This window comes from Streptomyces sp. CNX435, from assembly GCF_059570575.1.
In genome coordinates, this window is sequence record NZ_JCANTA010000002.1 from 101,813 (window position 1) to 116,038 (window position 14,226).

The following is a 14,226-nucleotide window of genomic DNA, read 5'->3' on the forward strand; positions in this document are numbered from 1 at the left end:
CGCAACCGCACTTTCGCCGTGCGGGCGGAGAAGCGAACAAGGAGACACATGAGCGTCACGGCAGCGAAAGGGTTCACGGCGGCGGGCATCGCCGCCGGGATCAAGGAGAACGGCAACCCGGACCTGGCCCTCGTGGTCAACGAGGGGCCGCGACGCGCCGCCGCCGGCGTCTTCACCGCCAACCGCGTCAAGGCCGCCCCCGTCGTCTGGTCCGAGCAGGTGCTCAAGGGCGGCGAGGTGTCCGCGGTCATCCTCAACTCCGGCGGCGCCAACGCCTGCACGGGGCCCCGCGGCTTCCAGGACACCCACGCCACCGCCGAGCGCGTCGCCGGGGTCCTCGGGCACAGCGCCGCGGAGGTCGCCGTCGCCTCCACCGGGCTGATCGGCACGCTGCTGCCGATGGACAAGCTGCTGCCCGGCGTCGAGCGGGCCGCGGCCGAACTGTCCGCGCACGGCGGCGAGAAGGCCGCCATCGCCATCAAGACCACGGATTCCGTGCACAAGACGGCGGTGGTCTCCGCCGGAGCCGGCGGCGCGGAGGACGCGGACGGCGCCGACGGCGCCGACGGCGGCGCTGCCTGGACCGTCGGCGGCATGGCCAAGGGCGCGGGCATGCTGGCGCCGGGTCTTGCCACCATGCTCGTCGTCCTCACCACCGACGCCGACGTACCCGCCGACGAGCTGGACGCCGCGCTGCGCGCCGCGACCCGTACGACCTTCGACCGCGTCGACTCCGACGGCGCCATGTCCACCAACGACACGGTGCTGCTGCTGGCCTCCGGCGCGTCCGGAGTCCGGCCGGAGCAGGCGGAGTTCGCCGAGGCGGTACGGGCCGTCTGCGACGACCTCGGACGGCAGCTCATCGCCGACGCCGAGGGCGCGAGCAAGGAGATCAAGGTCGAGGTCGTGGGCGCCGCCAGCGAGGACGACGCGGTCGAGGTCGGCCGCTCCATCGCCCGCAACAACCTCCTCAAGTGCGCCATCCACGGCGAGGACCCCAACTGGGGCCGCGTGCTCGCCGCGATCGGCACCACGTCCGCCGCCTTCGAGCCGGACCGGCTGAACGTCGCGATCAACGGCGTGTGGGTGTGCAAGGAGGGCTCGTTCGGCGAGGACCGCGAGCTGGTCGACATGCGCTACCGGGAGGTCCACATCGTGGCGGACCTTGCGGCGGGCGGTGCCGGGGCGGTCATCTGGACCAACGACCTGACCGCCGACTACGTCCACGAGAACAGCGCGTACAGCTCGTGACGGCGACCCCCGCGACCTCCGCGGCACCCGCAACCCCCGCGACCCACGCGACCTCCGCCACCGCGAACACCCCCACCCGTAAGCACACCGCGCTGCCCAAGGCGCGCACCCTCATCGAGGCGCTGCCCTGGCTGACCCGCCACCACGGCAAGGTCGTGGTCGTCAAGTTCGGCGGCAACGCCATGGTCGACGAGGACCTCAAGCGCGCCTTCGCCCAGGACGTCGTCTTCCTCCGGCACGCGGGGCTCCGGCCCGTCGTCGTGCACGGCGGCGGCCCGCAGATCAGCGCGCAGCTCGACCGGCACGGCCTGGCCAGCGAGTTCCGCGCCGGGCTGCGGGTGACGACGCCCGAGGCCATGGACGTCGTACGGATGGTGCTCGCGGGGCGGGTGCAGCGCGAGCTGGTCGGGCTGCTCAACGAGCACGGCCCCTTCGCCGTCGGCCTCACCGGCGAGGACGCGCACACCATCACCGCCACCCGGCACCGCCCGCTGGTCGACGGCGAACCGGTCGACATCGGCCGGGTCGGCGAGGTCGCCGCGATCGACACCGGCGCGATCGAGGCGCTGCTCGCGGACGGGCGCATCCCGGTCGTCTCCTCCGTCGCCCGCTCCGCCGACGAGACCGACGCGGCCGGCGAGGTCTTCAACGTCAACGCCGACACCGCCGCCGCCGCGCTGGCCGCCGCGCTCGACGCGGAGACCCTGATGGTGCTCACCGACGTCGAGGGTCTCTACGAGAACTGGCCGGACAGCGACGAGGTCATCAGCCGGCTGACCGCCGGCGAGCTGGAGCGGCTGCTGCCTGACCTGGCCAGCGGCATGGTCCCGAAGATGGAGGGCTGCCTGTACGCGGTGCGCCACGGCGTACACACCGCGCGGGTCATCGACGGCCGCGTGCCGCACTCCATCCTGCTGGAGATCTTCACGGACGAGGGCATCGGCACGATGGTCGTGCCGGACGCGGAAAGGCCTGCGGCATGAGCGGCGGCATGAGCGGCGGCACGAGCGGCAACGCGGAGCTGACCGGGCGCTGGCAGGGCGCGCTGATGGACAACTACGGCACCCCCCGCCTGCCGCTGGTGCGCGGCGCGGGCGTGAAGCTGTGGGACGCCGACGGCAACGAGTACCTGGACTTCGTCGGCGGCATCGCCGTCACCTCCCTCGGCACCGCCCACCCGGCCGTCGTCGAGGCCGTCTCGGCGCAGATCGCCACCCTCAGCCACGTCTCCAACCTCTTCGTCGCCGAGCCGCCGGTGGCGCTCGCCGAGCGGCTGCTCGAACTCGCCGGCCGGCCCGGCCGGGTGTTCTTCGCCAACTCCGGCGCGGAGGCGGTGGAGGCGGCGTTCAAGATCGGCCGGCTGACGGGCCGTACGCACATGGTGGGCACCGAGGGCGGCTTCCACGGCCGCACCATGGGCGCCCTCGCGCTCACCGGGCAGCCCGGCAAGCAGGCGGGCTTCGGCCCGCTGCCGGGCGAGGTGACGCACGTGCCGTACGGGGACGCGGACGCGCTGCGCGCCGCGGTCACCGAGGACACGGCGCTCGTGATCGTCGAGCCGGTGCAGGGCGAGAACGGCGTGGTGGTGCCGCCGGAGGGCTATCTCGCCGCGGCCCGCGAGATCACCCGGGCCGCCGGCGCGCTGCTCGTCCTCGACGAGGTGCAGACGGGCGTCGGGCGTACGGGCCACTGGTTCGCCGCGCAGGCGCAGGGCGTGGAGGCGGACGTCGTCACCCTCGCCAAGGGCCTCGGCGGCGGGCTGCCGATCGGCGCCACGCTGGCCTTCGGGCCGGCCGCCGACCTGCTCACCCCCGGGAAGCACGGCTCCACCTTCGGCGGCAACCCGGTCGCCTGCGCCGCCGCACTCGCGGTGCTGGACGTGATCGGGTCCGAGGGGCTGCTGGAGCGCGTCAAGCGGGTGGGGGAGCGGCTGCGGGACGGAATCTGGGGGCTGGGGCACCCGCTTGTCGACCATGTGCGTGGCGCGGGGCTGCTGCTCGGTATGGTGCTCTCCGAGGCCGTCGCGCCCCAGGTGCAACAGGCGGCCCAGGCAGCGGGATTCCTGGTCAACGCGGTGACGCCGGACGTGATCCGGCTCGCCCCGCCGCTGATCGTCGGCGAGGCGGAGGTGGACGCCCTGCTCGCCGCGCTGCCCGCCGTGCTCGACGCGGCGGATCCCGCGGCCGTGCCACGACGAGCCGGAGAGTGACGTGACGATGTCCGAGGAGCACAACGGTCCCGCCGTGCCGCACACGCGCACGGCACGCCACCGCAGGATCGTCGACATCCTGAACCGGCAGCCGGTCCGTTCGCAGAGCCAGCTGGCCAAGCTCCTCGCCGACGACGGCCTGACGGTGACGCAGGCGACGCTCTCCCGCGACCTCGACGAGCTGGGGGCGGTCAAGATCCGCAACACCGGCGGCGAGCTGATCTACGCCGTTCCCTCCGAGGGCGGCTTCCGCACCCCGCAGGTGCCGCTGGGTGAGTCGGCCAAGGAGGAGCGCATGGCCCGCCTCGCCGGGGAACTGCTCATCTCCGCCGAGGCGTCGGCGAACATCGTCGTGCTCCGCACCCCGCCCGGCGCGGCGCAGTTCCTCGCGTCCGCGATCGACGCGGCGGAGCTGAACGCGATCCTCGGCACGATCGCGGGCGACGACACCCTGATGGTCATCAGCCGCGACCCGTCGGGCGGCCAGTCGCTCGCCGACCACCTGCTGAAGCTGGCCGAGCGCGAGCGCTGAGGACCCACGCGAAGACCGCGCCGGAGGCGCGGGTGGCGGGGTGCGGGGGGCCTTGCCGGAGGCGCGGGTAGCGCGCTGTGGGGGCGCTGCAGCCCGGTGGGGGTACGGGGGTGTCACCCCCCGAGGCGTGTTCGCGCCGGAGGCGCGGGTGGTGGGGTGTGGGGCGCAGCCCCCGCGGGGGTACGGGGGCGGAGCCACCGGGTTCGCCGCGCCGGAGGCGCGGCAGGGGTCCGGGGCGCAGCCCCGGTTTCGGGAAGGGGCGGGGTCGGGGAACAACCCCCCGGCCGGCCTCCCACGCGCGGCCCCGGCGCCGCCCCCGCCGCCGCGGACGGCAGGTCCAACGCGGGCCAGGAGCGGCGTCACCTGCCCCGCGTCACCCGCCCCGCGCCGCCCGCCACTCGTGGCTCAGCAGCGCCCAGACCTCCAGGTCGTGCCGCTCGCCGGCCATCTCGAACAGGCTGCGCAGCGTGCCCTCGTGGGTCATGCCCAGGCGCCTGGCCACCGCGATGCTCGCCTTGTTCGCGGGGTCGACCAGCCACTCGACGCGGGACAGGCCGCGTACCTCCACCGCCCAGTCGATCATCCGGCGGGACGCCTCGGTGACCAGCCCGCGGCCCTGTGCCTCGGGCGCCAGCCAGGCGCCCAGCTCGCAGGAGCCCTGCGCGGTGTCGAAGAGCCGGTAGATCATGCCGCCGACCAGCTCGCCGTCCAGCCGGACGGCGAACACCCGGCCGGCGTCGCGGGCCTGCTTGTCGGCGTACGCCTGGAGGAAGCGCCGGGCGCCGGCCTCGTCGGTGACGGTGTGCGCCCAGGGCAGCCACGGCTCCAGGTGCGCCCGGTGCCGGTCGGTGAAGGCGGCGAGTTCGGCGGCCTGCCACGGCTCCAGCGTGGTCAGCTCGGCGCCCTCGCCCAGGGGGGTGCTCAGCATCGGTACGTCCCAATCTCCCGCGGCTCCCGCGCGTCACCTCGCCGCGCGTCGTCTCAGCCGTGCGTCGTCACAGCCGTGCGATCACCGTACTGGTGAACTCCTCCGTGGTCGCCGAGCCCCCCAGGTCCGGGGTGCGGACGTCGGTGCCGGCGAGCGTCGCGGCGATGGCGCCGACGACCTCGGCGCCCGCCCGCTCGTGGCCGAGGTGGTCGAGCATGAGCGCCGCCGACCAGATGGCGCCGATGGGGTCGGCGATGCCGCGCCCCGCGATGTCCGGCGCGGAGCCGTGCACCGGCTCGAACATCGAGGGGTACGTGCCCTCGGGGTTGAGGTTCGCCGACGGGGCGATGCCGATGGAGCCGGCGACGGCGGCGGTGAGGTCGCTGAGGATGTCGCCGAAGAGGTTGGAGGCGACGATCACGTCGAAGCGCCCGGGGGTGAGGACGACCTTGGCGCACAGCGCGTCGATGTGCTCCTGGTCCCACGCCACCTTCGGGTGCTCCGCGGCCCGTTCGCGCACCAGCTCGTCCCAGAACGGCATGGTGTGCACGATGCCGTTGGACTTCGTCGCCGAGGTGAGCCGGCCGGCGCGGCGGCCGGCGAGGCCGAAGGCGTAGTCGAGGACGCGGGTGACGCCGGCCCGGGTGAAGACCGCCTCCTGCACGGCCATCTCCTCCGGGAAGCCGCGGTGCAGCCGGCCGCCGATCTCGCTGTACTCGCCCTCGGTGTTCTCGCGCACCACCACGAGGTCGACGTCGCCGGGGCCGGCGGTGCGCAGCGGGCTCTCCATGCCCTCGAAGACCCGGACGGGGCGGAGGTTCACGTACTGCCGGAAGGCCCGGCGGATGGGGATGAGCAGCCCCCACAGGGAGACGTGGTCCGGCACTCCGGGCTCCCCGACGGCGCCGAGGAACACGGCGTCGTACCCGCGCAGCCGCTCGATGCCGTCCTCCGGCATCATCGCTCCCTCGCGCCGGTAGCGGGCGCAGGACCAGTCGAGGGACGTGTACGCGAACTCCACGCCGTGCCGCCGCCCGACGGCGTCCAGCACTTCCAGCGCGGCGGGCGTGACCTCCTGCCCGATGCCGTCACCGGGGATGACCGCGATCCGCTGTGTCGTCATGGCCCCTTCCCCACCCCTTCCCCTCAGCCGAGTTGTGCCCCACCTTACGAAGCAGTCCTGAATGTAAGCCAGCCGCACCGTTCTCCGGAGGGGACGATGAAGTCCGACGCCACCGCGCCACGTGCCAAGACCGACGTCGAGCAGGCACTGCTCGGCCATGCGACCTACCGCAGCCTCGGCGAGCAGAGGCTCTCGCCGCAGGAGGAGAAGTTCGAACGGGCCCGGCGGACCACCGGGTTCTGGCTGGCCCCCCTTGTCTCGGTGATCTTTCTCGCGCTGCCGCTGGACATGGCGGCGAGCCAGCAGACGCTGGCCGGCGTCCTGCTCGGCGTCATCGTGCTGTGGGTGACCGAGCCGGTGCCGATCCCGGTCGGCGGACTGATCGGCGTCGGCGCGATCGTCGTCCTCGGCGTGGTGCCGCCGGACGACGCGCTGGCGCCCTTCGGCTCGTCCACGATCTTCACTTTCATCGGCGCGTTCATCCTGGCCCAGGCTATGCTCAAGCACGGCGTGGCCCGGCGGTTCGCGTTCTGGATCCTGGGCCTGCCGGGGGTGGGCCGCTCGACGTTCCGGCTGATCGCGGCCTTCGGCTTGATCACCTGCGTGCTGTCGGCGTTCGTGTCCAACACCGCGACGGTCGCCATGCTGCTGCCCACCGCGCTCGGCATCCTCACCGTGATCGCCAAGATGCTGCAGGACCGCGGCCTGGTGGAGCAGGACTTCGACCCCACGAGGCTGCGCGTCGGCGCCGCGCTGGTGCTCATGCTCGCGTACGGCGCCAGCGTCGGCGGTCTGCTCACCCCGGTCGGCAGCCCGCCGAACCTCATCGGCCGCGGCCTGATCGAGGAGGCCACCGGCGAGAAGATCTCCTTCGCCGAGTGGACGGCCACCGCGCTGCCGCTGTGCGCCTGCATGTTCGTCGTCCTCGTCGTCGTCCTGCTGCTGCTCAACAAGCCGGAGATCCGCCGGATCGAGGGCGTGGAGGAGTACGTACGCGAACAGCGCGCCGCACTGGGGAAGTTCTCGCGTGCGGAGTGGAACACGCTCATCGCCTTCGGCATCACCGTGTCGCTGTGGATCACCCCGGGCATCGTCGCCCTCGCCGTCGGCACCGACGCCTCCGCGTACACCACCGTCAGCGACCGGCTCGACGAGGGCATCGTGGCGGTGCTCGGCGCCGCGCTGCTGTTCGTCCTGCCGACGAACTGGGCGCGCCGCGAGGCCACCCTCAACTGGAGCGACGCGGCCCGTATCGACTGGGGCACGATCCTGCTCTTCGGCACCGGCATCATCTTCGGCTCACTGCTCGCCGACACCGGCCTGGCCGAGACCATCGGCAACGAGTCCAACGACCTGCTCGGCTTCTCCAGCGTCTTCACCATCACGGTCTTCGCGGCGGTGCTGGCGGTGATCGTCTCGGAGACGACGAGCAACACGGCCTCGGCGGCGGTGGTGGTGCCCATCATCATCCCGATCGCGGTGGCCGCCGAGGTCGATCCGTTCGTCCCGGCGCTGGCCGCGACGTTCGCCGCGTCCTTCGGCTTCATGCTGCCGGTGTCGACGCCGCAGAACGCCATCGCCTACGGCTCCGGCGTGGTCCCGATCACCACGATGATCCGCTCCGGCGCGGGCTTCGACCTCCTCGGCGTGCTCCTGGTCATCCTGGGGCTGCCGCTGATGGTCGAGGTCACCGGCATCGGTTAGCGGGGCGGCCCGGACCCGTACCCGTCAGGGCCGCCGGACCCGCGGGTCCGGCGGCCCTCCGGCGCGCCGTGTGCGCGGCGCTTTGACGAATCATACAGAGTGCTGCATACTTATTCCGGTCAGCGCATGCATCGTAAGGAGACTTCCGTGACCGAGCGCGTCGTACTCGCCTACTCGGGCGGCCTGGACACCTCCGTCGCCATCGGCTGGATCGCCGAGGAGACGGGTGCCGAGGTCGTCGCCGTCGCCGTGGACGTCGGCCAGGGCGGCGAGGACCTCGACGTGATCCGCAAGCGCGCGCTGGCCTGCGGCGCCGTGGAGGCCGAGGTCGCGGACGCCAGGGACGAGTTCGCCGAGGAGTACTGCCTCCCGGCGATCAAGGCGAACGCCCTGTACATGGACCGCTACCCGCTGGTCTCCGCGCTCTCCCGGCCCACCATCGTCAAGCACCTCGTCGCCGCCGCCCAGAAGCACGGCGCCGGCACCGTCGCCCACGGCTGCACCGGCAAGGGCAACGACCAGGTCCGCTTCGAGGCCGGCATCTCCTCCCTCGCCCCGTCCCTCAAGTGCATCGCCCCCGTCCGGGACTACGCCATGACCCGGGACAAGGCCATCGCCTTCTGCGAGGACAAGGGGCTGCCCATCGCCACCACCAAGAAGTCCCCGTACTCCATCGACCAGAACGTCTTCGGCCGGGCCGTCGAGACCGGCTTCCTGGAGGACATCTGGAACGCCCCGATCGAGGACGTCTACGAGTACACCCAGAACCCCGCGGATGCCCGCGAGGCGGACGAGGTCGTCATCTCCTTCGAGCGCGGCGTGCCCGTGGCGGTCGACGGCCGCCCCGTCACCGTGCTGCAGGCGATCCAGCAGCTCAACGAGCGGGCCGGCGCCCAGGGCGTGGGCCGGATCGACATGGTCGAGGACCGGCTCGTGGGCATCAAGTCCCGGGAGGTCTACGAGGCGCCCGGTGCCATCGCGCTGATCACCGCCCACCAGGAGCTGGAGAACGTCACCGTCGAGCGGGAGCTGGCGCGCTACAAGCGGCAGGTCGAGCAGCGGTGGGGCGAGCTGGTCTACGACGGCCTGTGGTTCTCCCCGCTCAAGCGGGCCCTGGACGGCTTCATCCAGGAGGCGAACGAGCACGTCACCGGCGAGATCCGGATGACGCTGCACGGCGGCCGGGCCGTCGTCACCGGCCGGCGCTCGCCCGTCTCGCTGTACGACTTCAACCTCGCGACGTACGACACCGGCGACACCTTCGACCAGTCGATGTCCAAGGGCTTCATCGAGATCTTCGGCCTGTCCTCGAAGATCGCGGCCGGCCGGGACCTGGCCCAGTGAGCGACGACGCACCCCGGCAGAACGCCAAGCTCTGGGGCGGTCGGTTCGCCGACGGCCCCGCGGCGGCGCTGGAGCGGCTCTCCGCGTCCGTCCACTTCGACATGCGGCTCGCCCCGTACGACATCGCCGGCTCCCGCGCCCACGCGCGGGTGCTGCATCGGAGAGGGCTGCTGACGGCGGACGAGCTGACGCGGATGCTCGCCGGGCTCGACCGGCTGGCGGCGGACGTCGAGAGCGGCGCCTTCACCGCCACCATCGCCGACGAGGACGTGCACACCGCCCTCGAACGCGGCCTGCTGGAGCGGCTCGGCCCCGAGCTGGGCGGCAAGCTGCGCGCCGGGCGGTCCCGCAACGACCAGATCGCCACCCTCTTCCGGATGTACCTGCGCGACCACGCCCGCACCCTCGGCGGCCTGCTCGCCGAGCTGCAGCAGGCGCTCGTCGGCCTCGCCGAGGCGCACCCCGGCGTCGCCATGCCGGGCCGTACCCACCTGCAGCACGCGCAGCCCGTCCTCTTCGCCCACCACGTGCTCGCGCACGCCCAGGCGCTCTCCCGGGACGCCGAGCGGCTGCGGCAGTGGGACGAGCGCACGGCCGTCTCGCCGTACGGGTCCGGCGCGCTGGCCGGCTCCTCGCTGGGCCTGGACCCGGAGGCCGTCGCCGCGGAGCTGGGCTTCGAGCACGGCTCCTCGGGCAACTCCATCGACGGGACGGCGGCGCGGGACTTCGCCGCGGAGTTCGCGTTCGTCACCGCGATGATCGGGGTCGACGTCTCCCGGATCGCGGAGGAGGTCATCCTCTGGGCCACGAAGGAGTTCTCCTTCGTCACCCTCCACGACTCCTTCTCGACCGGCAGCTCGATCATGCCGCAGAAGAAGAACCCGGACATCGCCGAGCTGGCGCGCGGCAAGTCGGGCCGGCTGATCGGCAACCTCACCGGGCTGATGGCGACGCTGAAGGCGCTCCCGCTCGCGTACAACCGGGACTTGCAGGAGGACAAGGAGCCGGTCTTCGACTCCGTCGACACGCTGGAGGTCCTGCTGCCCGCGTTCACCGGCATGATGGCCACGCTCACGGTCAACCGGGAGCGGCTGGAGGAGCTGGCCCCGGCCGGTTTCTCGCTCGCCACCGACATCGCCGAGTGGCTGGTCAAGCAGGGCGTGCCGTTCCGCGTCGCGCACGAGAGCGCGGGGGAGTGCGTCCGGGTCTGCGAGGCCGAGGGCATCGAGCTGGACCAGCTCACGGACGAGCAGTTCGCGAAGGTCTCCCCGCGGTTGACGCCCGAGGTGCGCACCGTGCTCACCGTGCCCGGCGCCCTCGCCGCCCGCGACGCCCGCGGCGGCACCGCGCCGGCGGCGGTGGCGGTGCAGCTCGCGGAGGTCAGGGAGGACGTGGCGGCGCAGCTGCGCTGGGCCGCGGCGAAGCGCCCGGCCGGCCCGGGCGCGTAGCGTAGCGGAGCGGGCGGGGGCGGCGGGGCCGCGCGGCGAAACCCCGTGTCGGGCGCTGACCGCGGTGCGCATCGTCTTCTACGGTGGACGGGCCCGGCAGCCGCACCGAGGACGTAGGAGCCCGCGATGGCGTTCGACCGACTGGCCGCAGTGACGACGCCCGCCGCCCACATCGGCTTCGGGCTCGCCGCCGTGGGCCGCCCCGCCTACCTCACCACCGGCCGCGCCGACGACCTCCCGCCTGGACGCACGGTCGAGGCCATGCGCTCCCGCACCCACGAGCTGCTCGACGCGGCCTACGCCCAGGGCGTGCGGTACTTCGACGCCGCCCGCTCCTACGGCCGCGCCGAGGAGTTCCTCGCCGACTGGCTGCGGGAGCGCCCCGACGCCCGGGACGCGGTCGTCGGCAGCAAGTGGGGCTACGCGTACGTCGGCGACTGGCGCGCGGACGCCGAGGTGCACGAGGTCAAGGACCACGGCGCCGACGCCTACGACCGGCAGCGCGAGGAGTCCGCGAAGCTCCTCGGCGACCGCCTCGACCTCTACCAGATCCACTCCCTCACCCCCGACAGCCCCGCGCTGACCGACACCGCCCTGCACGCGCGCCTCGCGGCGCTCGCCGCCGGCGGCGTCACCGTCGGCTTCTCCACCAGCGGCCCGGAGCAGGCCGCGGCGGTACGCGCCGCGCTGGAGATCACGGTCGACGGCGAGCGGCTGTTCCACACCGTGCAGAGCACGTACAACGTGCTGGAGCCGGCCGCCGGCGAGGCGCTGGCCGAGGCGCACGACGCCGGGCTGACGGTGATCGTCAAGGAGGCCCTGGCGAACGGGCGGCTGGCCGGCGACGCCGCGCCCGCGGAGCTGCGCGCCGTCGCCGCCGAGGCCGGCGCGGAGCCCGACGCCGTCGCGCTCGCCGCGGTGCTGCGCCGGCCGTGGGCCGGCGTCGTGCTCTCCGGCGCCGCCACCGCGGCGCAGCTGCACTCCAACCTCGCCGCCGCCGCCGTCGACCTCGAACCGGCGCAGTGCGACCGCCTCGCGGCCCTCGCCGAGCCCGCGGCCGACTACTGGCGGCGGCGCGCCGCCACGCCCTGGGCGTAGCTCCACGGCAGCTCCGGGCCAGCTCCGGGCCAGCTCCGGGGCAGCTCCACGGCAGCTCCGGGCATCCGCCGGCGGCCCGGCGCACGGCGGCTTTAAGGCGATTTTCGCCTCCCGGTGATGACATGCGGTAACGCAGTCGTCTGACGGAGGAGACCCGATGTCCCGTCGTATACGCAGGCTCTCGGTCGCCGGTGCCGCCGTGTTCGCCGTGGCCGGCCTGGCCACGGGCGCGTCCGGCGCGCTCGACCGCGGAGAAGAGAAGCCCGAGGTACGGCTCGTGGTCAACGAGGACCGCGAGAAGACCGGCGCCCAGCTGGCCGCCGACAAGGACTGCCCCGAAAAGGGCGGTTCCGAGGCGCCCTCGGGCGCCGCCGAGAACGCGGACGACCTGTGACCACCACCACCCCCGCCGCCCCGGGGCCCGCCGCCGCGCAGGGCCCCTGGGCGGCGCTCCTGGAACAGGCGCTCTTCGAGGTCAAGCGGGTGATCGTCGGCCAGGACCGGATGGTCGAACGGCTGCTGACCGCCGTGCTCGCCCGCGGGCACTGCCTGCTCCAGGGCGTGCCCGGCGTCGCCAAGACGCTGGCGGCGGCCACCCTGGCCACCGTGTCGGGCGGCACGTTCCACCGCATCCAGTTCACCCCCGACCTGGTGCCGTCCGACATCACCGGCACCCGTATCTACCGGCCCTCCAGCGAGACGTTCAGCGTCGAACCCGGGCCGGTCGCCGCCAACTTCGTCCTCGCCGACGAGATCAACCGCGCCCCCGCCAAGGTCCAGTCCGCCCTCCTTGAGGTCATGGCCGAGCGGCAGGTCAGCATCGGCGGCCGGACCATCCCCATGCCCGAGCCGTTCCTCGTCCTCGCCACCCAGAACCCCATCGAGTCCGAGGGTGTCTACGAGCTGCCCGAGGCCCAGCGCGACCGCTTCCTGCTCAAGGTCGATGTCACCGCGCCCACCGAGGACGAGGAGCTGGCGATCCTCTACCGGATGAGCGTCGACCCGCCCGCCGCCCGCGCGGTGCTCACGCCGCAGACCCTCGCGGCCCTCCAGCGGCGCGCGGACGAGGTGTTCGTCCACCACGCCGTTGCGCAGTACGCGGTACGCCTCGTCCTCGCCACCCGCGAACTCGCCGCGAGCGGGGACGCGGCCGGCGGCGGGCGGCTCGCGTACGGCGCCGGGCCGCGGGCCACCCTCGGGCTGGTGGCGGCGGCGCGGGCGCTGGCGCTGCTGCGCGGGCGCGAGTACGTGCTGCCGGGCGACGTCGCCGCGCTCGTGCACGAGGTCGTCGCCCACCGGCTGGTGCTGTCCTTCGACGCCCTGGCCGACGGCGTCACCCCCGCGTCGGTCGTCGACGAGGTGCTCGCCGCGGTGCCGCAGCCGCGGGTCGCGCCGCACCAGGCCGAGGACGCCGCGGACGGCGACCTCGCCGGGTTCGGGAAGGCCGGGAGGGCGGCATGAGCGCCCCGGGCGGAGCGGCGGGCGCCACGCCCCGGGGCGTACCCGGGTCGCCGTCGCTCGGCGAACTCACCCCCGAACAGGCGCTCCACCACCTTCGGCTTATCTTCACCCGCCGCCCCGACGGCCTCCTCCAGGGCGACCACACCGCCCTCGTCCCCGGCCCCGGCGGCGAGCCGGACGAGAGCAGGCACTACGCCCCGGGCGTCGACGACGTACGCCGCATGGACTGGAACGCCACCGCGCGCACCACCGTGCCGCACGTGCGGATGACGCTCGCGGACCGCGAACTGACCACCTGGATCGTCCTCGACGCCAGCGCCAGCATGGACTTCGGCACCGGCCGGATGGAGAAGCGCGACCTCGCCGTCGGCGCCGCCGCGGCCGTCGCGTTCCTCACCGAGCGCGCCGGCAACCGGCTCGGCGCCCAGCTCGTCCGCCCCGACGGCATCCGGCGCATCCCGGCCCGCAGCGGCCGGCGGCACCTGATGCGGGTGCTGCGCACCGCGCTCGAACGCCCCCGCGTGCCCGCCGGGCCGCAGGCCCACACCCTCGCGGAGGGCGTGGCCGCGCTGCAGCGCACGGAGCGCCGCCGCGGGCTGGTCGCGGTGGTCTCCGACTTCCTCGAACCGGGCTGGGAGCAGCCGCTGCGCGCCCTGGCGCGCCGCCACCAGGTCCTGGCGGTCGAGGTCGTCGACCCCCGGGAGCTGGAGCTGCCGGCGGTGGGGCTGCTGACCGTCGTCGACCCGGAGTCGGGGCGGCGCCGGGAGATCCCCACGTACTCCAAGCGCGTGCGGGAACGGTACGCCGCCGCCGCGGCGGAGCAGCGCGAGGCGATCGGCCGGGCGCTGCGGGCCGCGGGCGCGGCGCGGCTGCGGCTGCGTACGGACCGCGACTGGGTGCGGGACATCGCGCGGTACGTGGCCGCGCAGCGCCGCGGGGCGGGAGGTGCGGCATGACCTCCGGTCCGGCTCCGGCTCCGGCTCCGGCTCCGGCTCCGGCTCCGGCCCGGCCCGGCTCCGCCGCGGCGGCTCCGGGACCGCAGGCCCCGTCGTCCCGGGCGGGACGGGCCCCGTACCCCTGCCGCCCGCCGCACCGCGACGACAGCCGGCGCCCGGCGGTCCGCCCGTC

At 74.0% G+C, this 14,226-nt stretch carries 13 protein-coding genes; 11 read left to right on the forward strand and 2 right to left on the reverse strand.

What is annotated here, in order from left to right; translation table 11 throughout:
• Positions 1 to 48: 48 nt before the first annotated feature.
• The 4 genes from argJ (at position 49) to T328_RS03780 (ending at position 3,992) form a co-directional block, all read left to right on the forward strand.
• Positions 49 to 1,251 (forward strand): bifunctional glutamate N-acetyltransferase/amino-acid acetyltransferase ArgJ, encoded by a 1,203-nt coding sequence (gene argJ, locus T328_RS03765; protein WP_496494397.1) that lies wholly within the window; start codon positions 49 to 51, stop codon positions 1,249 to 1,251.
• 92 nt (positions 1,252 to 1,343) lie between these two features.
• Positions 1,344 to 2,234 (forward strand): acetylglutamate kinase, encoded by an 891-nt coding sequence (gene argB / locus T328_RS03770; protein WP_496494889.1) that lies wholly within the window; start codon positions 1,344 to 1,346, stop codon positions 2,232 to 2,234.
• A complete protein-coding gene (locus T328_RS03775; RefSeq protein WP_496494398.1) occupies positions 2,231 to 3,460 on the forward strand; it encodes an acetylornithine transaminase in 1,230 nt (409 codons plus the stop codon). Before argB ends, T328_RS03775 begins: the two co-directional genes overlap by 4 nt.
• A gap of 7 nt (positions 3,461 to 3,467) precedes the next feature.
• A complete protein-coding gene (locus T328_RS03780) occupies positions 3,468 to 3,992 on the forward strand; it encodes an arginine repressor (protein WP_496494890.1) in 525 nt (174 codons plus the stop codon).
• 373 nt (positions 3,993 to 4,365) lie between these two features.
• Here T328_RS03780 and T328_RS03785 read toward each other — a convergent pair whose 3' ends face one another.
• On the reverse strand, positions 4,366 to 4,920 hold the full coding sequence (locus T328_RS03785; RefSeq protein ID WP_496494399.1) for a GNAT family N-acetyltransferase: 555 nt from the start codon (positions 4,918 to 4,920) through the stop codon (positions 4,366 to 4,368).
• Positions 4,921 to 4,987: 67 nt separating this feature from the next.
• A complete protein-coding gene (locus T328_RS03790; protein ID WP_496494400.1) occupies positions 4,988 to 6,043 on the reverse strand; it encodes a tartrate dehydrogenase in 1,056 nt (351 codons plus the stop codon).
• Positions 6,044 to 6,139: 96 nt separating this feature from the next.
• Here T328_RS03790 and T328_RS03795 point away from each other — a divergent pair, with 96 nt between their 5' ends.
• From T328_RS03795 to T328_RS03825, 7 genes are all read left to right on the forward strand, one after another.
• Entirely contained in the window at positions 6,140 to 7,747 is a 1,608-nt protein-coding gene (locus T328_RS03795; RefSeq protein ID WP_496494401.1) for an SLC13 family permease, read from the forward strand.
• 147 nt (positions 7,748 to 7,894) lie between these two features.
• Positions 7,895 to 9,091 (forward strand): argininosuccinate synthase, encoded by a 1,197-nt coding sequence (locus T328_RS03800; RefSeq protein ID WP_496494402.1) that lies wholly within the window; start codon positions 7,895 to 7,897, stop codon positions 9,089 to 9,091.
• Positions 9,088 to 10,539 carry an argininosuccinate lyase gene (gene argH / locus T328_RS03805; protein WP_496494403.1) on the forward strand — a complete coding sequence of 484 codons (1,452 nt, stop codon included), beginning with the start codon at positions 9,088 to 9,090 and terminating at the stop codon, positions 10,537 to 10,539. The genes T328_RS03800 and argH overlap by 4 nt, the downstream gene beginning before the upstream one ends.
• Positions 10,540 to 10,665: 126 nt before the next feature.
• Complete coding sequence (locus T328_RS03810; protein ID WP_496494404.1) at positions 10,666 to 11,637, forward strand: aldo/keto reductase; 972 nt, start codon at positions 10,666 to 10,668, stop codon at positions 11,635 to 11,637.
• Between the two features lie 157 nt (positions 11,638 to 11,794).
• Positions 11,795 to 12,031: a hypothetical protein gene (locus T328_RS03815; RefSeq protein WP_496494405.1), complete on the forward strand. Its 237-nt coding sequence runs from the start codon at positions 11,795 to 11,797 to the stop codon at positions 12,029 to 12,031.
• Positions 12,028 to 13,098 (forward strand): AAA family ATPase, encoded by a 1,071-nt coding sequence (locus tag T328_RS03820; RefSeq protein WP_496494406.1) that lies wholly within the window; start codon positions 12,028 to 12,030, stop codon positions 13,096 to 13,098. The genes T328_RS03815 and T328_RS03820 overlap by 4 nt, the downstream gene beginning before the upstream one ends.
• Positions 13,095 to 14,054, forward strand: coding sequence for a DUF58 domain-containing protein (locus tag T328_RS03825; RefSeq protein ID WP_496494407.1), 960 nt, complete (start codon positions 13,095 to 13,097; stop codon positions 14,052 to 14,054). The genes T328_RS03820 and T328_RS03825 overlap by 4 nt, the downstream gene beginning before the upstream one ends.
• The last annotated feature ends 172 nt before the right edge of the window (positions 14,055 to 14,226 follow it).